Here is a 20,748-nt window from a genome sequence, read left to right on the forward strand (position 1 = left end):
AACCAGAGCGGAGAGGTGAATGGCAGCATGGGCTCCCACACGTGCTTTAAGCACTCCGGGCATTCAGCTTGCCACTCACCGCTCTCACCCTCAGTCTAATTCCTGCCCAAGACACAAGCGGGCTTGCCCGCGATAGCGATCTAAACCACACCGCAAAAATCAGTTCTTGTGAAGCTTACTCATCAACTCCGCCTCAGCCTGGGTCAACCCGCAAGACTGAGTCAGTTCATCGACGCTGGCCCCCATCCCCACCAGGCGTGCTGCCTGAGCGAATGAAAGACTCGACGGATCACGCTGTTCCAACTGAGCCAGTTTGTCTGGCAACGGCCCGACGACGGCGCGCAATTCGTGCAGGTCTTCACCCATGCGCACGTTGCCGTTCTGGTAGTCGTCGACGCGCTTGGCCAGGTCCTTGATGCGCTGATCGCGCAGCGCATCGCCCTCGGCCTGTTGCGCGGCGATCTGCCGCTGAGCGCGGATGTACGCCAGGAACATCGCCAGCGTGCCTGCCCAGAAGAGGAACAGGACAATGACAGCTACCTCAAGAATCAATCAGATACTCTCCAGTTCCGACCATTCTTCTTCGCTCATCATCTTGTCCAGCTCGACCAGGATCAGCAGTTCGTTGTTCTTGTTGCACACGCCTTGAATGAACTTGGCGGACTCTTCGTTACCGACGTTTGGCGCGGTCTCGATTTCCGACTGACGCAGGTAAACCACTTCAGCCACGCTGTCGACCATGATTCCGACCACTTGCTTGTCGGCTTCGATGATGACGATGCGGGTGTTGTCGCTGATCTCGGCATTCATCAGGCCGAAGCGCTGACGGGTGTCGATCACAGTAACCACGTTACCGCGCAGGTTGATGATGCCCAGCACGTAGCTCGGAGCACCCGGGACCGGGGCGATTTCGGTGTAGCGCAGGACTTCCTGAACGCGCATCACGTTGATGCCGTAGGTTTCGTTGTCCAGCTTGAAGGTTACCCATTGCAGGATCGGATCTTCGGAACCCTTTGCAGCTGTCGCCTTATCATTCATACCCTGACCCCTCAAAAAACCGCCCTGGCGGTGTGTGTTCTGTGCGACGTCACTAAATGCCGTCGCTTGTCTGTTATGCAGCTTTATGTCGGTTTGTGGGTCGGCTTGCCGCCGCCCATGTGCTTTGCCCCACCGCTGGCGATCAGCTCGGCCAGTGCGGAAACGTCGAGCAAGGCACACATGTGTTCAATCACCGTGCCCGCCAGCCATGGCCGTTGACCCCGGTGGCTGCGCCATCTGATTTCGTTCGGGTCCAGGCGCAATGAGCGGCTGACCTGATGCACCGCCAGCCCCCACTCGTAGCCCTGAACCGAAATAACGTATTGCAGGCCTTGGCGGAAATCATCGCGATAACGATCCGGCATGACCCAGCGCGCGGTATCCAGTACTTTCAGGTTTCCGGCCTGACTTGGCAGGATCCCGAGGAACCATTCCGGCTGACCGAACAACGGTGTCAACTCGTGACCGGCCAGCGAATAAATCGAGCCCAGGCACACCAGCGGCACCGCCAGGGTCAACCCGGCGACGTCGAACAACAAGCACTCGAACGGCTCGGCAGCCCATGCTGGACGACCGTCGGTTTCCACCGGTGGCGGCGTGTTGCTTGGCGGCAGATGAACTTCAACCAACGGCGGCACCAATGCTTGCAGCAGTGGTGCAATCGTCGACACGGGCACCAGAATCGGTGCCGGCGCGTCGATCACGGCCACCGGTGCTTTCACCACTGGCGCAACGATGGGTGCAGCGGCCACTGCCGGTTTCTGCGCATCGCGGGCCTGTTCTTCAAGCACGGCAGCCTGGAACTCATCCAGCGCTGCTTCAACCTCGACAATCTCGACAACCTCGGGCAGCGCTTCGACTTCTGGCGACAGCTCTTCGGTCGCGTCCTGCAGCAAGGCGTCCAGATAGGACTGAAGGGCCAGTTGCGGGCGCGAGGTGATCTTCACCGGGCGAGTCATGCGCGCACCATCGTAGGAGCTGCCGAAGGCTGCGATCTTTTGGCGGATTCGAAGATGTCACAAAGAAAGATCAAAAGATCGCAGCCTGCGGCAGCTCCTACAGGGATTGAGTTCATCTCACGCCACCTGCGGAACAAGTTGCGCCGCCAGCAGATGCTTGAGCAGTGCACGGTAAGCGAGAACACCACGGCTCTTGCCGTCGAATTGCGAAGGCGTCAGCCCTGCCCGGCTCGCGTCACGCAAGCGGGTGTCGATCGGGATGTAGCCTTGCCAGATTTCTTCCGGGTACTTGTCGCGTAGCACGCGAAGGGTGCCGAGGGACGCCTGGGTACGACGGTCGAAAAGGGTCGGCACGATGCTGAACGGCAGCGCCTGTTTGCGCGAGCGGTTGATCATCGCCAGAGTGTTGACCATGCGTTCCAGGCCTTTGACCGCCAAGTGTTCGGTCTGCACCGGAATCACCAACTGCTGGCTGGCCGCCAAGGCATTGACCATCAGCACGCCGAGCAATGGCGGGCTGTCGATCACCGCGTAATCGAAGTCCTGCCACAACTGCGCCAGGCTCTTGGCGATCACCAGGCCCAAACCACTCTGGCCCGGCGACTGGCGCTCAAGGGTTGCCAGCGCGGTGCTCGATGGCAACAGGGAAATGCGTTCGTCACTGGTGGGCATCAGCAACTGACCGGGCAAACCTTGCGGCACGCTGCCCTTATGTAAAAACAGGTCGTAGCTGCTGTGTTCCAGGCTGTCGGGGTCGTAACCGAAGTAGCTGGTCATGGAGCCGTGGGGGTCGAGATCGACCACAACCACGCGCTTGCCCGCCTCAGCCAGCAAACCGGCTAGAGCGATGGAGGAAGTGGTTTTACCGACACCACCCTTTTGATTGGCAACTGCCCAGACTCTCATTCGGATTGTTCCTCCCGGTCGAAAAGGTCGACCGAGAAATAGCTCAACGTATTAATGCGGGTGACGGAGAATTGACGGAGCTCTCTCGTCCCGGCGACTTGACCGGGGTAGGTGCAGTTTGTGTGCCAGCCCGCTTCAACGCGGCATCCGGTTGTGCATGAGCCGTTCCGGTACCGGTGAGGCTGCGGCGTACATCGAGATTTCGTGAAACCACCAACACTACCCGACGGTTACGCGCCCGGCCTTCGGCGGTGGCGTTGTTGGCCACTGGCTGGAACTCGCCGTAACCCACTGACGCCAGACGCCCCGGGTTCACACCCTGCATCGCCAGCATGCGCACGATGCTTGCCGAACGGGCCGAGGACAGCTCCCAGTTGGTCGGGTATTGCGCGGTGCGAATCGGCTGATCGTCGGTAAAGCCTTCGACGTGGATCGGGTTGTCGAACGGCCTGAGGATCGCCGCAACCTTGTCGATGATGTTGAACGCGATGTCGCTGGGCATGGCATCGCCGCTGCCGAACAACAGGCTGGAATTGAGTTCGATCTCGACCCACAACTCATTGCCGCGCACGGTCATCTGATTGGAGCTGATCAAATCGCCGAACGCCGCGCTGATGTCATCGGCAATGCTTTTGAGCGGATCGTTGGCAGCCTGGGCGATGCCGGCGTCGATCTGTTCGCTGTCCTTGACCAGCGGCTTGGCCGGGGTCACGGTCTTCGGTCGCTCTTCACCGATAGGAATCGGTTTGAGGGCGCGATCGGAGTCGGTAAACACCCCGATCAACGCCTCGGAAATGATCTTGTACTTGCCTTCGTTGATCGAAGAAATCGAGTACATCACCACGAAGAAAGCGAACAGCAATGTAATGAAGTCGGCGTAGGAAACGAGCCAGCGTTCGTGGTTTACGTGTTCTTCAGGTTGCCGACGACGAGCCATGAGGTTATTCCCTTAATCCATGAAGCCCTGAAGCTTCAACTCAATAGAGCGAGGGTTTTCACCTTCGGCGATCGACAGAATCCCTTCCAGCAACATCTCGCGATAACGCGACTGCCGCAACGCGATGGACTTGAGCTTGGCAGCAATCGGCAGCAACATCAGGTTGGCACTGGCCACGCCATAGATGGTGGCGACAAAGGCGACGGCAATGCCGCTGCCCAGTTGCGACGGATCGGCCAGGTTGCCCATGACGTGGATCAGGCCCATCACCGCACCGATGATGCCGATGGTCGGCGCGTAGCCACCCATGCTTTCAAAGACTTTGGCGGCTTCGATGTCGCGGCTTTCCTGGGTGTAGAAATCCACTTCCAGAATGCTGCGAATCGCTTCCGGCTCAGCACCGTCCACCAGCAGTTGCAGACCTTTGCGTGAGTAGCTGTCGGGTTCGGCGTCGGCCACCCCTTCCAGACCGAGCAAACCTTCCTTGCGGGCGGTCAGGCTCCAGTTCACTACGCGATCGATGCCGCCGGCCAGGTCCACGCGCGGTGGAAACAGGATCCAGGCGAGAATCTGCATGGCGCGCTTGAAGGCGCTCATCGGCGATTGCAGCAGCGCTGCGCCGATGGTCCCACCGAGTACGATCAACGCTGCCGGGCCGTTGGCCAGCGCGCCGAGGTGACCGCCCTCAAGGTAGTTGCCGCCAATGATGGCGACGAACGCCATGATGATCCCGATAAGGCTTAAAACATCCATCAGATACACGCCTCGACCAGGTGACGGCCGATATCGTCCAGGCTGTACACCGCGTCCGCGAGTTCGGCTTTGACGATGGCCATTGGCATGCCGTAGATCACGCAGCTGGCTTCATCCTGAGCCCAGATCGCACTGCCACCCTGCTTGAGCAGACGCGCGCCTTCGCGACCGTCGGCGCCCATGCCGGTCAGTACCACCGCCAGAACTTTGTCGCCGTAGGATTTGGCCGCGGAACCGAAGGTGATGTCCACGCACGGTTTGTAGTTCAGACGCTCGTCGCCCGGCAGGATTTTCACCGCGCCACGGCCGTCGATCATCATTTGCTTGCCACCAGGAGCCAACAGCGCCAGGCCCGGACGCAGGATGTCACCATCCTCGGCCTCCTTGACGCTGATGCGGCACAGCTTGTCCAGACGCTCGGCGAAAGCCTTGGTGAAGGCTGCCGGCATGTGCTGGATCAACACGATCGGTGCCGGGAAGTTGGCCGGCAACTGCGTCAGCACCCGTTGCAGGGCAACCGGGCCGCCGGTGGAGGTGCCGATGGCGACCAGTTTGTAGGCTTTGCGTTTCGGCGCTGGCGACGATGGAGTCGCTGCATGGGTGCGAGCCGGAATCGGCGCCGGAGCCGGTGCCGGACGCGCAGGCGCGCTGCTGCCGTAGCTGTTGACGCTCGAAGGCACAGGCGTCGGGGCTGGCGCAGCCACCGGGGCCGGGGCGCTGTAAGTGCTGGCGCGACGATTACTGCGCGAGATGCTGAGAATCTTCTCGCACAGCAGTTGCTTGACCTTCTCCGGGTTACGGGAGATGTCTTCGAAATTCTTCGGCAGGAAGTCCACCGCGCCGGCGTCCAGCGCATCGAGGGTGACCCGCGCGCCTTCGTGAGTCAGCGAGGAGAACATCAAAACCGGGGTCGGGCAGCGCTGCATGATGTGCCGCACTGCCGTGATGCCATCCATCATCGGCATCTCGTAGTCCATGGTGATCACGTCTGGCTTGAGGGCCAGTGCCTGATCGATCGCCTCTTTGCCGTTTGTCGCCGTACCGACGACCTGGATATTCGAATCCGCTGAAAGAATTTCCGAGACGCGGCGGCGGAAAAACCCCGAATCGTCCACCACCAGGACTTTGACTGCCATAAACACTCCGTTAGACGGGGCGAGGCTCAGTCGCCCCGCTCCCCCAGAATCAAATACGCCGTGCGGCGTAACGCTTGAGCATGCTCGGAACATCGAGAATCAGCGCAATGCGGCCGTCACCGGTGATGGTGGCGCCGGACATGCCGGGGGTTCCCTGGAGCATTTTGCCCAATGGCTTGATGACCACTTCTTCCTGGCCCACCAGTTGGTCGACGACGAAGCCGATCCGCTGAGTGCCCACCGAAAGGATCACCACATGGCCTTCGCGCTGCTCTTCGTGAGCGGCGGAGCTGACCAGCCAGCGCTTGAGGTAGAACAGAGGCAGCGCCTTGTCCCGCACGATCACCACTTCCTGGCCGTCCACCACGTTGGTGCGCGACAAGTCGAGGTGGAAGATCTCGTTGACGTTCACCAGCGGGAACGCGAACGCCTGGTTGCCGAGCATGACCATCAGCGTCGGCATGATCGCCAGGGTCAACGGGACCTTGATGACGATCTTCGAGCCCTTGCCCTTGGTCGAGTAGATATTGATGGTGCCGTTGAGCTGGGCGATTTTGGTTTTCACCACGTCCATGCCCACGCCGCGCCCGGAGACGTCGGAAATCTCGGTCTTGGTCGAGAAACCCGGAGCGAAGATCAGGTTGAAGCAATCCGACTCGCTGAGACGGTCCGCCGCATCCTTGTCCATCAAGCCTTTCTTCACGGCGATACCGCGCAGAACGTCGGCATCCATACCTTTGCCATCATCGGAGATGGACAGCAGGATGTGGTCGCCTTCCTGTTCCGCGGACAGGATCACCTTGCCGCTGCGAGGTTTACCCATCGCTTCGCGCTCAGCCGGCTCTTCAATACCGTGGTCGACCGAGTTGCGCACCAAGTGGACCAGCGGGTCGGCCAAGGCCTCGACGAGGTTCTTGTCGAGGTCGGTTTCTTCGCCGACCAGCTCCAGGTTGATCTCTTTCTTGAGCTGGCGAGCCAGGTCGCGAACCAGACGCGGGAAGCGCCCGAAGACTTTCTTGATCGGCTGCATCCGGGTCTTCATGACCGCGGTTTGCAGGTCGGCCGTGACCACGTCGAGGTTCGACACGGCCTTGGACATGGCTTCGTCGCCACTGTTGAGACCCAGACGGACCAGGCGGTTACGCACCAGTACCAACTCGCCGACCATGTTCATGATTTCGTCGAGACGCGCGGTATCGACCCGCACGGTGGTCTCGGCTTCGCTGGCCGGTTTTTCTGGTGGTGGCGCAGACGGGGCACGAGCAGGCGCCGGTGCAGCAGCGGCAGCAGGCTTGGGCGCTTGGGCTTTTGGTTCAGGCGCTTTGGCAACAGGTGCCGGCGCCGCAGCCTTGACGACTGGGGTTGCTACCGCGGAAGCAGCAGAACCGGTGCCCACTTCAGTGAACTTGCCCTTGCCATGCAATTCGTCGAGCAGCGATTCGAACTCATGATCCGAGATCAGATCGCTGCCGGCCGCTTTAGCAGTTGGCGCAGCCGGGGCCGGGGCCGAAGCAATCGCCGACTCCAGCGCATCGACGGCAAAGTTGCCTTTGCCATGCAGCTGATCAAGCAGTGCTTCGAACTCGTCGTCGGTGATGTCGGAGCTGTCGCCTGCCGCTTTCGGGGCTGCCGGTGCGGTAGGCGCTGCGACCACGGCATCGGCGGCGAACTGGCCTTTGCCGTGCAATTGATCGAGCAACGACTCGAACTCGGCATCGGTGATTTCGTCGCTGGTCGCCGCATCGGCGGCAGGCGGAGCAACCACAGGCGCCTCGGCCTGAGCCTTGACGGCATTCAGCGAGTCCAGCAGTTGTTCGAATTCGTTATCGGTGATGTCACCTGATTCGCTTTCGGCGGCGGGTGCTTGCATCACTTCAGCGACAGGTGCCGCTTCATCGGCAGTTTGCGGCTCGGCCAGGCGGGCCAGAGCAGCCAGCAATTCAGGTGTGGCAGCCGTGATCGGGCTGCGTTCGCGGACTTCGCTGAACATGCTGTTCACCGCGTCCAGTGCTTCGAGAACCACGTCCATCAGTTCCGAGTCGACGCGTCGTTCACCCTTGCGCAGGATGTCGAACACGTTCTCGGCGATGTGACAGCACTCCACCAGCTCGTTGAGCTGGAGGAAGCCGGCGCCCCCTTTTACAGTGTGAAAACCGCGAAAAATTGCATTGAGCAAATCCGCATCATCCGGTCGGCTTTCAAGCTCGACCAGCTGTTCGGACAGTTGCTCTAGAATCTCGCCGGCCTCAACCAGGAAATCCTGAAGGATCTCTTCATCGGCGCCGAAGCTCATTAAGGGGGTGCTCCTGAGGTCTAAAAACCTAAAAAACCTAAAATGCTAAAACTCTAAAATCCTAGGCTGGATAACAAATCGTCCACATCGTCCTGACCGGACACAACGTCTTCTCTTTTATCGGCATGAATCTGCGGACCTTCACCCTGAGAGAGATGTTTTTGTGGATCTTTTTCAGCCAGCATCGCATCACGGTCATGTTCGATACCCGCAAAGCGGTCTACCTGGCTGGCCATGAGCACGAGCTTGAGCAGATTGCTTTCAACTTCGGTGACCAACTGGGTCACGCGTTTGATCACCTGACCGGTGAGGTCCTGGTAATCCTGGGCCAGCAGAATGTCGTTGAGGTTGCTCGACACGACGCGGTTGTCTTCAGTGCTGCGTGTCAGGAAACTGTCGACGCGCCGGGCCAGTTCGCGGAACTCTTCAGCCCCGACTTCGCGACGCATGAACCGCCCCCAATCCGTGCTCAGCGCCTGAGCTTCGTCGCTCAGGCTGTTGATCAGCGGCGTGGCGTTTTCCACCAGGTCCATGGTGCGGTTGGCTGCGGCCTCGGTCAGCTTGACCACATAACCCAGGCGCTCGGTGGCATCCGTAATCTGAGACACTTCCTCGGCTTGCGGCATGTGCGGGTCAATCTGAAAGTTGACGATCGCGCTATGCAGCTCGCGGGTGAGCTTGCCCACTTCCTGGTACAGGCCGCGGTCACGGGTCTGGTTGAGCTCATGGATCAGTTGCACAGCGTCGCCGAACCTGCCTTTTTCAAGGCTCTCGACCAGTTCGACCGCGTGTTTTTTCAGGGTCGATTCAAAATCGCCCTGTGAAGATTCGTTATGCTCCATAGCTCCCCCGTGACGGACTGGCTTTGCACATCAACCGATGCGTTCGAAGATCTTTTCAATCTTGTCTTTCAACGCCTGAGCTGTGAATGGCTTGACCACATAGCCGTTCACACCCGCCTGAGCGGCTTCGATGATTTGCTCGCGCTTGGCTTCGGCCGTGACCATCAACACCGGCAGGTGTTTGAGTTTTTCATCGGCACGCACGTGGCGCAGCAGATCAATACCGGTCATGCCGGGCATGTTCCAGTCCGTTACCAGAAAGTCGATGCTCCCGCTGTTGAGGACCGGAATCGCGGTAATACCGTCATCCGCCTCGACCGTGTTGGTGAACCCAAGGTCACGCAACAGGTTTTTTATGATCCGCCGCATCGTTGAGAAGTCATCAACGATGAGGATTTTCATATTCTTGTCCAATTCGACCTCCAAGCAGTCTTAAAACGCGCGCAGCACCTGAACGCGCCGTTAAATCAATTCGGCGTAACACTCAACAGTTGTATGGATTACAACGGGCCGTGGCTGACGCAGCAAAATGCCGTACCAACCTCGTTCGCAGTGTCCCCACACTGCCTGTCAGCGCGCTCGCCACTCCCCCAAACGCCCCCGCAAACGGGCCGCGCACTGGCTGTGTAACTGGCTGACCCGCGATTCGCTGACCCCCAGGACCTCACCGATTTCCTTGAGATTCAACTCTTCGTCGTAGTACAGCGCCAACACCAGTCGCTCACGCTCCGGCAAATTGGCAATCGCGTCCGCCAGCGCCGCCTGGAAGCGTTCATCTTCCAGATCGCGTGACGGCTCGAGATGAGCACTGGCGCCATCCTCATGCAGCCCTTCGTGTTCGCCGTCCTGCAACAGATCGTCGAAACTGAATAACCGGCTACCGAGGGTGTCGTTCAAAATCCCGTAATAATCGTCGAGACTCAATTGGAGTTCGGCCGCAACCTCATGATCTTTAGCGTCACGGCCGGTTTTAGCTTCAATCGAGCGAATCGCGTCGCTGACCATGCGGGTATTGCGGTGAACCGAACGTGGCGCCCAGTCCCCCTTGCGCACTTCATCGAGCATCGCGCCGCGGATTCGAATGCCCGCGTACGTCTCGAAACTCGCGCCTTTGCTGGCGTCGTATTTGGTTGATACTTCAAGCAGGCCGATCATCCCGGCCTGGATCAGGTCTTCGACCTGGACACTGGCCGGCAAACGCGCCAGCAAGTGGTAGGCAATGCGTTTGACCAGTGGCGCGTAACGCTCGATCAGCTCGTACTGCGCGTCACGTGCCGACTTCTTGTAGAGGTTGTAGCCACTGGCTGTCATAGGACGGGTCCTGCCGTTTGTTGCACGAGGCGCTCGACGAAAAACTCCAGGTGCCCGCGCGGGTTGGCCGGCAGTGGCCAGGTATCGACCTTCTGCGCAATGGCCTTGAACGCCAGGGCGCACTTGGAACGCGGGAAGGCTTCGTAGACGGCACGCTGCTTCTGCACGGCCTTGCGCACGCTTTCGTCGTAAGGCACCGCACCGACGTATTGCAAGGCGACGTCGAGGAAACGATCCGTGACCTTGGTCAATTTGGCGAACAGGTTGCGGCCTTCCTGCGGGCTCTGCGCCATGTTGGCCAGGACGCGGAAACGATTCATGCCGTAGTCGCGGTTAAGCAGTTTGATCAGCGCGTAGGCGTCAGTGATCGAAGTCGGCTCGTCGCACACCACCAGCAAGACCTCTTGTGCTGCGCGGACGAAACTGACCACCGAGTCACCAATGCCCGCGGCGGTGTCGATCACCAATACGTCGAGATTGTCGCCGATGTCGCTGAAGGCCTGGATCAGGCCGGCATGCTGGGCCGGGCTCAGATGAACCATGCTCTGGGTGCCGGATGCGGCCGGAACGATGCGAATGCCGCCGGGCCCTTGCAACAGTACGTCGCGCAGCTCACAGCGGCCTTCAATCACGTCGGCCAGGGTACGTTTGGGTGTCAGTCCCAGCAGGACGTCGACGTTCGCCAGCCCCAGATCGGCATCCAGCAGCATGACGCGCCGGCCGAGCTCAGCTAGAGCCAGGGACAAGTTCACTGACACGTTAGTCTTCCCGACGCCACCTTTGCCGCCGGTCACCGCGATCACCTGTACGGGATGCATGCTGCCCATGTTATTTTCTTTACCTTGTCTTACTTAGACGGAGGCCACATTACTGGCTGCGCGTTCACCAACTGAACAATGCATGGCAGACCATCGATGTAGGTACAAAAACTGTTCATTAATACCTCAGCCAACCCGCTTGGTCGGACTGTGGTAAAGGTCAGCGAACATATCAGCCATGGCTTCTTCGCTGGGTTCTTCCTGCATTTGCACGCTAACGGCGCGGCTGACCAACTGATGACGGCGCGGCAGATGCAAATCATCCGGAATCCGCGGGCCATCTGTCAGGTAAGCCACCGGCAATTCATGACTAATGGCCAGGCTCAACACCTCACCCAAGCTTGCCGTTTCATCCAGTTTAGTCAGGATGCAGCCAGCTAGCCCGCAACGCTTGTAACTGTGGTACGCGGCGGTTAGAACCTGTTTCTGGCTGGTGGTTGCCAAAACCAGATAATTTTTTGATTTGATGCCCCGTCCGGCCAGACTTTCGAGCTGCATGCGCAGTGCCGGATCGCTGGCCTGCAGACCTGCGGTATCGATCAGCACCACGCGTTTGCGCAGCAAAGGCTCCAGCGCCTGCACCAGGGATTGGCCCGGGTCGACATGAGTCACTGACACATTGAGGATGCGGCCCAGGGTCTTGAGCTGTTCCTGAGCACCGATGCGATAGCTGTCCATGCTCACCAGCGCGATATTCTGCGCGCCGTACTTGAGCACGTAACGGGCCGCGAGCTTGGCCAGCGTGGTGGTCTTGCCCATGCCAGCCGGGCCGACCATGGCAATCACACCGCCCTCTTCCAGTGGCTCGACTTCCGGGGTGGCAATCATCCGCGCCAGGTGCGCGAGCAACATGCGCCAGGCCTGACGTGGTTCTTCAATGTCGGTAATCAGTGCCAGCAGATCGCGCGACAATGGCCCGGACAGGCCGATGCGTTGCAAGCGACGCCAGAGGTTGGCCTGGGCCGGACGACTGCCTTGCAACTGATTCCAGGCCAGCGAGCCAAGTTGCACTTCCATCAGTTCACGCAGGCTGTTGAGCTCGAAACGCATCGAGTCGAACGCACGCGGGTCGACGCCGGCCGCTGCGACAGGAGCGGGTGCCGAGCGCCGAGGCTCTGCCAGTGTTGGCTCGATCAACGGCTCGGCGGCAGTCAACGGCAGGCCGGCGAACAATTGGCGATTGGTGGTCTTGTCGCTCTCGCCATCGCCACGCAGGCTCAGTTCGGCCTGGGCGGTGACGATCCGCGACTGGGTCTTGCGCAGCTCGTCCTCGAGTTCCATATTCGGAACACGCGGGGCCAGCGCCGACAATTTGTAATCCAGGGCAGCCGTCAGCTCGACACCGCCGGCGATCCGGCGATTGCCAATGATGGCGGCATCGGCGCCCAGCTCATCACGAACCAGTTTCATGGCCTGACGCATATCGGCGGCGAAAAAACGCTTAACTTGCATAAACCACTACCTCAGCCGTTGGGCCCTACTGTCGCAACGATGGTCACTTGCTTGTTGTCAGGGATTTCCTGGTAAGCCAACACATGCAAACCCGGGACTGCCAGTCGGCCGAATCGCGAGAGCATCGCGCGAACCGGACCGGCCACCAGCAGAATCACCGGTTGACCTTGCATTTCCTGACGCTGCGCCGCTTCGATCAACGAGCGTTGCAGTTTCTCTGCCATGCTTGGCTCCAGCAGAACACCCTCTTCCGAGCCTTGTCCTGCCTTCTGAAGACTATTGAGCAATATTTGTTCCAACCTTGGCTCCAAGGTGATCACAGGCAGCTCCGACTCAGTACCTACAATGCTTTGCACGATTGCGCGGGATACGCCGACGCGCACCGCGGCCACCAAAGCGGCAGTATCTTGACTCTTGGCGGCATTGTTCGCGATGGCTTCGGCGATGCTGCGAATGTCCCGTACCGGCACCTGTTCGGACAGCAATGCCTGCAAGACTTTGAGCAGCTGCGACAGCGAAACCACCCCCGGCACCAGCTCCTCGGCCAGTTTCGGTGAGCTTTTGGCCAGCAATTGCATGAGTTGCTGGACTTCTTCGTGGCCAATCAGCTCGCTGGAGTGCTTGTACAAAATCTGGTTCAAGTGGGTTGCCACTACCGTACTGGCATCGACCACGGTGTAGCCGAGGGATTGCGCCTGGGCACGCTGGCTGATTTCGATCCAGACCGCCTCCAGACCAAAAGCCGGATCTTTGGCGGTAATGCCGTTGAGCGTGCCGTAGACCTGCCCCGGGTTGATCGCCAGCTCGCGGTCCGGGTAAATCTCGGCCTCGGCCAGGATCACGCCCATCAGGGTCAGACGGTAGGCGCTAGGCGCCAGGTCGAGGTTGTCACGGATGTGCACAGTCGGCATCAGGAAGCCCAGGTCCTGGGAGAGCTTTTTACGCACACCCTTGATCCGCGCCAGCAACTGACCACCCTGGTTGCGATCCACCAGCGGAATCAGGCGGTAACCGACTTCCAGGCCGATCATGTCGATCGGCGTCACGTCATCCCAGCCAAGCTCCTTGGTTTCCTGGGCGCGGGCCGGCGATGGCAGCAGTTCCTGCTGGCGCTTGACCTCTTGCAGGGCCTGAACCTTGACCGTGTTCTGCTTCTTCCAGAACAGGTAAGCGCCGCCAGCCGCCAGGGCTGCCATGCTCAGAAAGGAAAAATGCGGCATGCCCGGCACCAGGCCCATCACCGCCATCAAGCCAGCGGCCACCGCCAAGGCTTTCGGCGAGGCGAACATCTGACGATTGATCTGCTTGCCCATGTCTTCCGAGCCGGAAGCACGGGTCACCATGATCGCAGCGGCGGTCGACAACAGCAGCGATGGCAATTGCGCCACCAAACCGTCACCGATGGTCAACAAGGCGTACACCCGACCGGCATCGCCAAAGGTCATGCCGTGCTGGAAGATACCGACCGCCATGCCGCCGATCAGGTTGATGAACAGAATCAGCAGGCCGGCGATGGCGTCACCGCGCACGAACTTGCTGGCACCGTCCATCGAGCCGTAGAACTCGGCTTCCTGGGCCACTTCCATCCGGCGCAGTTTCGCCTGGTTCTGATCGATCAGGCCGGCGTTCAAGTCGGCGTCGATCGCCATCTGTTTGCCGGGCATCGCATCGAGGGTGAAACGCGCGCTCACCTCGGAAATCCGCCCTGCGCCCTTGGTTACCACGACGAAGTTGATGATCATCAAAATCGCGAAGACCACTATACCCACCACGTAGTTACCGCCGATCACCACTTCACCGAAGGCCTGGATCACCTTACCGGCGGCGGCATGGCCATCCTGACCGTGAAGCATCACCACCCGCGTCGAGGCCACGTTCAGCGCCAGTCGCAGCAACGTCGCCACCAGCAGAATGGTCGGGAACACCGCAAAATCCAGCGGTCGCAAGGCGTACACGCAGACCAGCAACACGACGATGGACAAGGCAATGTTGAACGTGAAAAACACGTCCAGCAGGAACGGCGGCACCGGCAACATCATCATGGCCAGCATGACCAGCAACAACAGCGGCACACCCAGATTGCCCCGACTGAGGTCGGCAACGTTTGTGCGTGCAGTGTTGATTAACTGAGAGCGATCCACCGGTTTTCCCCGTTCCTTTAAAGCAAACTTTTGACGCCTGAAGCAGGCGCAGGGCGGCTATTGCAAGAAGCCTTCCAACTTTTGCCGGGGCTTGAAATAGAGGTCTGTTTCGGGGATTTGTATTGCCTGAACCGACGTCTTCGCGGGCAAGCATTGCTCCTACAGGTTTGAGTCGCGACATATACGAACAACACCTGCAGGAGCGAGGCTTGCCCGCGAAGAGGCCAGCATTGCCAACACAACTATCAGGAATCACGGCGCAAATCCGGTGGAATCGGCAGATCGCCATGGACCCAATCGTGAAGCAGACGCAGGACGGCTATCACCACTATCGCCGAGGAATAAAAAATCAGAAAACCCGGCGCATCAGCGGAGTCAGCCCGCGGTCAAAATTTGCTCTGGATTAATGGCACCAAACTGCAACTCGCGGCCGACCATGTAGCGCGTCCCCCTACGCATCCGAGTGCCCTCCGCCGCCACAAATTCTTCCTCAGCATAACCAAGCACCACCGCCGTAGCAGGCGCTATAAGGGGTAACGAAAACTCGTGACCTTGCATAAGGTTAAGCGCCCACCCAAATTGAATGATAGGCAAATCGCCTATCAGCATCGGGCGCTTATCCTTACGACGAAAGTCCATCCGCGAAGTAACCTGCAACTTCCCATCGACCACTGCAAACTCTGGTTTGCCGTATCGACGTTGTAACGTGCCCGCTGACCACTCCGCCATGTAGTACAAGGGATCGGTGAAAACCTCGAACAAGGCCAAACTGTTTCCAATGCTGCCCGCTGCACCAAAGAGATAGTTGTAGGAATAGTGATAGGCCAACCCTTCCAGCTCGGGCCGAATAGCGTTGAGCGGATTATTCAGGTAATCCTCAATGTACTGATTGGCCATGTGGACAAAATGCGTAAAGTCCAATGACATTCTGAACGTAACCGAGTAACCAATTGCCCGCTCAAAGGAATTTTCCTCTAAAACACCCGTAACAAACGCCAACTCCATCCCTTGAAGTTTTCTGTACTGACGCTCTGCCATGACCGCGCTCCCATGAACATCACCTGGAAAGATTTCCGAGCCCATGACAACGCGTCAGACGGTGAGCGTCTACTGTCAGAATTAACAGGTAGAGGTTTTTTCGGATAGGCGGAAGGTTGCCCGCAGATCAAAAGATCGCAGTCTTCGGCAGCACCTACGCAGGCATTGTGTACACCCTGTAGGAGCTGCCGAAGGCTGCGATCTTTTGATCTATCAAGAATCGCGGCGCAGATCCGGTGGAATCGGCAGATCGTCCTGGAGCGGATCCGGGCGCTTGCCCTTACCGGCGCGGTACTGGCGGATCTGGTAGACGTAGGCCAGTACCTGGGCGACTGCCAGATAGAGCCCGCCGGGAATTTCCTGCTCCAGCTCGGTGGAGTAGTAGATCGAACGCGCCAGCGCCGGCGATTCGAGCAGCATCACATTGTTGGCCACGGCGATTTCGCGGATCTTCAAGGCGAGGAAGTCGCTACCCTTGGCCAACAGCACCGGCGCATTGCCTTTGTCTGGATCGTACTTGAGGGCCACGGCGTAGTGGGTCGGGTTGGTGATGACCACGTCGGCCTCGGGGATCGCGGCCATCATCCGCCGCTGCGACATCTCGCGTTGCAACTGGCGAATGCGCTGCTTGACCTCCGGCCGCCCTTCCTGATCCTTGTGTTCGTCGCGCACCTCCTGCTTGGTCATCTGCAGCTTCTTGTGGCTTTCCCAGAGCTGCACCGGCACGTCGACCACGGCGATGATGATCAGCCCGCAAGCCATCCACAAGGTACTCCAGCCGACCACTTGCAGGCTGTGAATGATCGCCATGTCCAACGGCTCGTGAGCGATGCGCATCAGATCATCGATGTCCGAGGACAGAACCGCCAACGCCACGAACAAGACAATGAAAAACTTCGCCAGAGCCTTGAGCAACTCCACCAGCGCCTTGGCCGAGAACATCCGTTTCAGGCCCGCGCCGGGATTCATGCGACTGAACTTCGGCGCCATCGAGCCGGCCGCGAACAGCCAGCCACCGAGGGAGATCGGGCCGATCAACGCAGCCAACAGCAAAGTGATCATCACCGGTTGAATCGCCAACAGGGCAATCTCTCCCGAGTGCAGCAAGAAGGTGCCCATGTTGCGCTGATCCAGAATCACTTCCCGCGACAGCGTGAAGTTCATCCGCATCAGCTCCATCATGTCCTGCGCCAATGCACCACCGAAAATCAGCAACGCACCGGCGCCGGCGAGCATGACCGCCAAGGTATTGAGCTCCTTGGAGCGCGCAATCTCGCCCTTCTCACGGGAGTCCTTTTTACGTTTCTCCGTGGGGTCTTCTGTTTTGTCCTGACCGCTTTCGCTCTCAGCCATGACTCAGCGCGCCCGTGCCAGTTCGCGTAACAACTGCAAAGCCTCGGAGGCCAGCGGTTGATACTGATTGAGAATATCCGCCAGGCCGACCCAGACTATGAACAGCCCAAGCACCAGGGTCAGCGGAAAACCGATCGAGAAGATGTTCAGCTGCGGCGCCGCCCGGGTCATCACGCCAAACGCAATGTTGACCACCAGCAACGCCGTGATCGCCGGCAATACCAGCAACAGCGCCGCACCAAGTACCCAGCCGAGCTTGCCGGCCAGCTCCCAGAAATGATTGACCATCAACCCGCCACCGACCGGCAGCGTGGTGAAGCTTTCGGTGAGGACTTCGAACACCACCAGGTGGCCATTCATCGACAGGAACAGCAGGGTCACCAGCATGGTGAAAAACTGCCCGATCACCGCCACCGACACACCGTTCGTAGGGTCGACCATCGAAGCGAAACCCATACCCATCTGGATCGCGACAATTTGCCCGGCGACCACGAACGCCTGGAAGAACAACTGCAAGGAAAATCCCAACACCGCGCCAATGATGATTTGCTCGGCGATCAGCAGCAGTGCGCTCAGGTCGAGTGCGTTGACCGGCGGCATCGGCGGCAGGCCAGGAGCGATCACGAAGGTGATCGCCAGGGCGAAGTACAGGCGCACGCGCTGGGGCACCAGGCTCGTGCCGAAAATCGGCATGACCATCAGCAACGAACCTATGCGAAACAGCGGCAACATGAACGTCGCCACCCAGGTACTGATCTGGGTATCGGTCAGCTGAAGCAGCGACATGGTTTAGCCGATGACCTGAGGAATACTGCCGTACAACTGCAGGATGTATTCCATAAAGGTCTGCACCATCCACGGGCCGCCAACGATCAGCGTCACCAGCATCACCAGCAGGCGCGGCAGGAAACTCAGGGTCTGTTCGTTGATCTGCGTGGCCGCCTGGAACATCGCCACCAACAGCCCCACCAGCAAGCTCGGAATCACCAGCACGGCGACCATCATGGTGGTCAACCACAACGCTTCGCGAAAGATGTCTACGGCAACTTCCGGCGTCATGGTGAAACACCGCCGAAGCTGCTGGCCAACGTGCCGATGATCAACGCCCAGCCATCCACCAGCACGAACAGCATGATCTTGAACGGCAGGGAAATAATCAGTGGCGAGAGCATCATCATACCCATGGCCATCAGCACGCTGGCCACGACCAGGTCGATGATCAGGAACGGGATGAAGATCATGAAGCCGATCTGGAACGCGGTTTTAAGCTCCGAGGTGACAAACGCCGGAACCAGAATCGTCAGCGGCGCCTGATCAGGCGAAGCAATGTCAGTGCGCTTGGACAGGCGCATGAACAGCTCCAGATCGCTGCTGCGAGTCTGGGCCAGCATGAAGTCCTTGATCGGCACCTGCGCCTTGGTCACGGCATCCTGAGCGGTGAGTTTCTCCGCCAGATAAGGTTGCAAGGCATCCTGATTCACGCGATCGAACACCGGCGCCATGATGAACATGGTGAGGAACAGCGCCATGCCGGTGAGGATCTGGTTCGACGGTGTCTGCTGCAAGCCCAGGGCCTGACGCAGGATCGAGAACACGATGATGATCCGGGTGAAACTGGTCATCAGCATGACGAACGCCGGGATGAAACTCAGCGCGGTCATGATCAGCAGGATTTGCAGGCTGACCGAGTATTCCTGAGCGCCTTCGGCGTTAGTGCCCAAGGTGATCGCCGGGATCGACAACGGATCGGCGGCGAACGCCAGCGGCGCGACCAGCATCAGGGCCAGCGTCAAGACGATGCGTAGCGCAGCCATTACTTCTTATCCTTCTGATCCTTGCCCAACAGCTCAAACAGGCGCTGGGCGAACTCCGGGGTCGCTTTTTCAGTCCCGCTCGGCACTTGCACAGGCTCCTTGAGCACATGCAACGCAGTGATGGTGCCGGGGCTCAGGCCGAGCAGGATTTGTTCGTTGCCGACCTGCACCAGCATCAAACGATCACGAGGGCCAAGCGCGCGGGAACCGATCAGCTCGATCACCTGCCCCTTGCCGGCCGGCCCGGCCTGCTGGACCCGGCGCAGCAGCCAGGCGAGGAAGAAGATCAGCCCCAGCACCAGCAGCAAGCCGAACACCAATTGCGTCAATTGCCCGGCCACACCGCTGCTGACGGCCGGCGCAGCGGCCGCTGTCGCGGCCGTCGTTACCGGCTCGGCCGCCAACACGCTTAACGGCAAGGCCAGCGCCAACCCCAGCACAAAACCCAGAACCTTTTTCACTCAGCGCAGCTTCTTGATGCGTTCGCTTGGGCTGATCACGTCAGTCAGGCGGATGCCGAACTTTTCGTTGACCACCACCACTTCACCGTGGGCGATGAGCGTGCCGTTGACCAGCACGTCCAGCGGCTCACCGGCCAGACGATCGAGCTCGATCACCGAACCCTGGTTGAGTTGCAGCAGGTTGCGGATGTTGATATCGGTGCTGCCGACTTCCATGGAAATCGACACCGGAATATCGAGGATCACGTCCAGGTTCGGACCGTCCAGCGTCACCGGATCGTTGCTCTTCGGCACGCTGCCGAACTCTTCCATTGGCAGACGGTTGGACGACGAACCGCTGGCATCGGCGGCCAGCAAGGCATCGATATCGTCCTGCCCGGCGTCACCGGTTTCTTCCAGGGCCGCAGCCCATTCATCAGCCAGTGCCTGGTCGTCCTGGGCGTTCATATCGTCGTTCATCATTTGTCCTCGGCGGGCACCTGCTCAATCAAGAGCAGTCAATTAAAAGGGGGGGGTGGAGCGCCGGTCAGCGGCGCTCGATCGGCTCGATCACCTGCAACGCGAGGTTGCCTTTGTGCGAGCCCATCTTGACCTTGAAGGCCGGTACGCCGTTGGCGCGCATGATCATTTCTTCCGGCATCTCGACCGGAATAATGTCCCCGGGCTGCATGTGCAGGATGTCGCGAAGGCGCAGCTGACGGCGGGCCACGGTGGCACCGATCGGTACATCAACGTCCAGCACGTCCTGGCGCAAGGCGTTGATCCAGCGCTCGTCCTGATCGTCGAGGTCCGACTGGAAGCCGGCGTCGAGCATTTCGCGCACCGGCTCGATCATCGAGTACGGCATGGTCACGTGCAGATCGCCGCCACCGCCATCGAGCTCGATGTGGAACGTCGACACCACAACGGCTTCGCTCGGGCCGACGATGTTGGCCATGGCCGGGTTCACTTCCGAGTTGATGTACTCGAAGTTCACTTCCATGATCGCCTGCCAGGCTTCCTTCAAATCGACGAAGGCCTGTTCCAGCACCATGCGTACCACACGCAGCTCGGTGGGGGTGAATTCACGCCCTTCGATCTTCGCGTGACGGCCATCGCCGCCGAAGAAGTTGTCCACCAGTTTGAACACCAGTTTGGCGTCGAGGATGAACAGCGCAGTACCGCGTAGCGGTTTGATCTTGACCAGATTGAGACTGGTCGGCACGTACAGCGAGTGCACGTACTCGCCGAACTTCATCACCTGCACGCCACCGACGGCAACGTCCGCCGAGCGGCGCAGCATGTTGAACATGCTGATGCGGGTGTAGCGGGCGAAACGCTCGTTGATCATTTCCAGGGTCGGCATGCGTCCGCGGACGATGCGATCCTGGCTGGTAAGGTCGTAGCTTTTGACGCTGCCGGGTTCGGCAGCGTTATCGGTCTGTACCAGACCATCGTCGACGCCATGCAACAGCGCATCGATCTCATCCTGGGACAGCAGGTCCTGCACGGCCATG

General features: G+C 59.5%; 22 protein-coding genes. All 22 read right to left on the bottom strand.

Going from position 1 to position 20,748, the window contains the following annotated elements:
• Nucleotides 1-159: 159 nt before the first annotated feature.
• Nucleotides 160-552, bottom strand: a complete 393-nt coding sequence (locus KGB18_RS25060) for a DUF2802 domain-containing protein (protein ID WP_038979621.1) — start codon at nt 550-552, stop codon at nt 160-162.
• Entirely contained in the window at nt 553-1,038 is a 486-nt protein-coding gene (locus tag KGB18_RS25065) for a chemotaxis protein CheW (protein ID WP_007980742.1), read from the bottom strand.
• Between the two features lie 83 nt (nt 1,039-1,121).
• A complete protein-coding gene (locus KGB18_RS25070; protein WP_123720710.1) occupies nt 1,122-1,997 on the bottom strand; it encodes a CheW domain-containing protein in 876 nt (291 codons plus the stop codon).
• 117 nt (nt 1,998-2,114) lie between these two features.
• The gene (locus KGB18_RS25075; protein ID WP_030130563.1) at nt 2,115-2,903 is read right to left on the bottom strand and encodes a ParA family protein; all 789 of its coding nucleotides are present in this window, start codon (nt 2,901-2,903) and stop codon (nt 2,115-2,117) included.
• Nucleotides 2,904-2,946: 43 nt separating this feature from the next.
• A complete protein-coding gene (gene motD, locus KGB18_RS25080; protein WP_201059543.1) occupies nt 2,947-3,840 on the bottom strand; it encodes a flagellar motor protein MotD in 894 nt (297 codons plus the stop codon).
• Nucleotides 3,841-3,852: 12 nt separating this feature from the next.
• A complete protein-coding gene (locus KGB18_RS25085; RefSeq protein ID WP_095051775.1) occupies nt 3,853-4,593 on the bottom strand; it encodes a flagellar motor protein in 741 nt (246 codons plus the stop codon).
• The gene (locus KGB18_RS25090; RefSeq protein WP_223570679.1) at nt 4,593-5,729 is read right to left on the bottom strand and encodes a chemotaxis response regulator protein-glutamate methylesterase; all 1,137 of its coding nucleotides are present in this window, start codon (nt 5,727-5,729) and stop codon (nt 4,593-4,595) included. The genes KGB18_RS25085 and KGB18_RS25090 overlap by 1 nt, the downstream gene beginning before the upstream one ends.
• A 49-nt stretch (nt 5,730-5,778) precedes the next feature.
• Nucleotides 5,779-8,022 carry a chemotaxis protein CheA gene (locus KGB18_RS25095; protein ID WP_123720707.1) on the bottom strand — a complete coding sequence of 748 codons (2,244 nt, stop codon included), beginning with the start codon at nt 8,020-8,022 and terminating at the stop codon, nt 5,779-5,781.
• 53 nt (nt 8,023-8,075) lie between these two features.
• Nucleotides 8,076-8,864 carry a protein phosphatase CheZ gene (locus tag KGB18_RS25100; protein ID WP_123720706.1) on the bottom strand — a complete coding sequence of 263 codons (789 nt, stop codon included), beginning with the start codon at nt 8,862-8,864 and terminating at the stop codon, nt 8,076-8,078.
• Nucleotides 8,865-8,894: 30 nt separating this feature from the next.
• Complete coding sequence (locus KGB18_RS25105) at nt 8,895-9,266, bottom strand: chemotaxis response regulator CheY (RefSeq protein WP_008072643.1); 372 nt, start codon at nt 9,264-9,266, stop codon at nt 8,895-8,897.
• 168 nt (nt 9,267-9,434) lie between these two features.
• Nucleotides 9,435-10,175 (bottom strand): RNA polymerase sigma factor FliA, encoded by a 741-nt coding sequence (gene fliA, locus KGB18_RS25110; protein WP_007894214.1) that lies wholly within the window; start codon nt 10,173-10,175, stop codon nt 9,435-9,437.
• Entirely contained in the window at nt 10,172-11,002 is an 831-nt protein-coding gene (fleN, locus tag KGB18_RS25115) for a flagellar synthesis regulator FleN (protein WP_003222917.1), read from the bottom strand. Before fleN ends, fliA begins: the two co-directional genes overlap by 4 nt.
• Nucleotides 11,003-11,119: 117 nt before the next feature.
• Complete coding sequence (gene flhF, locus KGB18_RS25120) at nt 11,120-12,445, bottom strand: flagellar biosynthesis protein FlhF (protein WP_123720705.1); 1,326 nt, start codon at nt 12,443-12,445, stop codon at nt 11,120-11,122.
• An 11-nt stretch (nt 12,446-12,456) separates the two neighbouring features.
• Nucleotides 12,457-14,586: a flagellar biosynthesis protein FlhA gene (flhA, locus tag KGB18_RS25125; protein ID WP_123720704.1), complete on the bottom strand. Its 2,130-nt coding sequence runs from the start codon at nt 14,584-14,586 to the stop codon at nt 12,457-12,459.
• Nucleotides 14,587-14,961: 375 nt separating this feature from the next.
• Nucleotides 14,962-15,624, bottom strand: coding sequence for a hypothetical protein (locus KGB18_RS25130; protein ID WP_223570680.1), 663 nt, complete (start codon nt 15,622-15,624; stop codon nt 14,962-14,964).
• A 213-nt stretch (nt 15,625-15,837) separates the two neighbouring features.
• Nucleotides 15,838-16,977, bottom strand: a complete 1,140-nt coding sequence (gene flhB, locus KGB18_RS25135) for a flagellar biosynthesis protein FlhB (protein ID WP_123720702.1) — start codon at nt 16,975-16,977, stop codon at nt 15,838-15,840.
• A 3-nt stretch (nt 16,978-16,980) separates the two neighbouring features.
• A complete protein-coding gene (fliR, locus tag KGB18_RS25140) occupies nt 16,981-17,763 on the bottom strand; it encodes a flagellar biosynthetic protein FliR (protein ID WP_123720701.1) in 783 nt (260 codons plus the stop codon).
• A gap of 3 nt (nt 17,764-17,766) precedes the next feature.
• Nucleotides 17,767-18,036, bottom strand: a complete 270-nt coding sequence (gene fliQ / locus KGB18_RS25145) for a flagellar biosynthesis protein FliQ (RefSeq protein WP_007894208.1) — start codon at nt 18,034-18,036, stop codon at nt 17,767-17,769.
• Nucleotides 18,033-18,791, bottom strand: a complete 759-nt coding sequence (gene fliP, locus KGB18_RS25150; RefSeq protein ID WP_123720700.1) for a flagellar type III secretion system pore protein FliP — start codon at nt 18,789-18,791, stop codon at nt 18,033-18,035. The genes fliQ and fliP overlap by 4 nt, the downstream gene beginning before the upstream one ends.
• Entirely contained in the window at nt 18,791-19,252 is a 462-nt protein-coding gene (gene fliO, locus KGB18_RS25155; protein ID WP_201059552.1) for a flagellar biosynthetic protein FliO, read from the bottom strand. Before fliO ends, fliP begins: the two co-directional genes overlap by 1 nt.
• Nucleotides 19,253-19,711 (bottom strand): flagellar motor switch protein FliN, encoded by a 459-nt coding sequence (gene fliN, locus KGB18_RS25160; RefSeq protein ID WP_123721237.1) that lies wholly within the window; start codon nt 19,709-19,711, stop codon nt 19,253-19,255.
• Between the two features lie 67 nt (nt 19,712-19,778).
• Nucleotides 19,779-20,747, bottom strand: a complete 969-nt coding sequence (gene fliM / locus KGB18_RS25165) for a flagellar motor switch protein FliM (RefSeq protein ID WP_008072629.1) — start codon at nt 20,745-20,747, stop codon at nt 19,779-19,781.
• Between the last annotated feature and the right edge of the window lies 1 nt (nt 20,748).

The organism is Pseudomonas sp. BF-R-26, assembly GCF_019947395.1.
Taxonomy (GTDB): Bacteria; Pseudomonadota; Gammaproteobacteria; order Pseudomonadales; family Pseudomonadaceae; genus Aquipseudomonas; species Aquipseudomonas farris.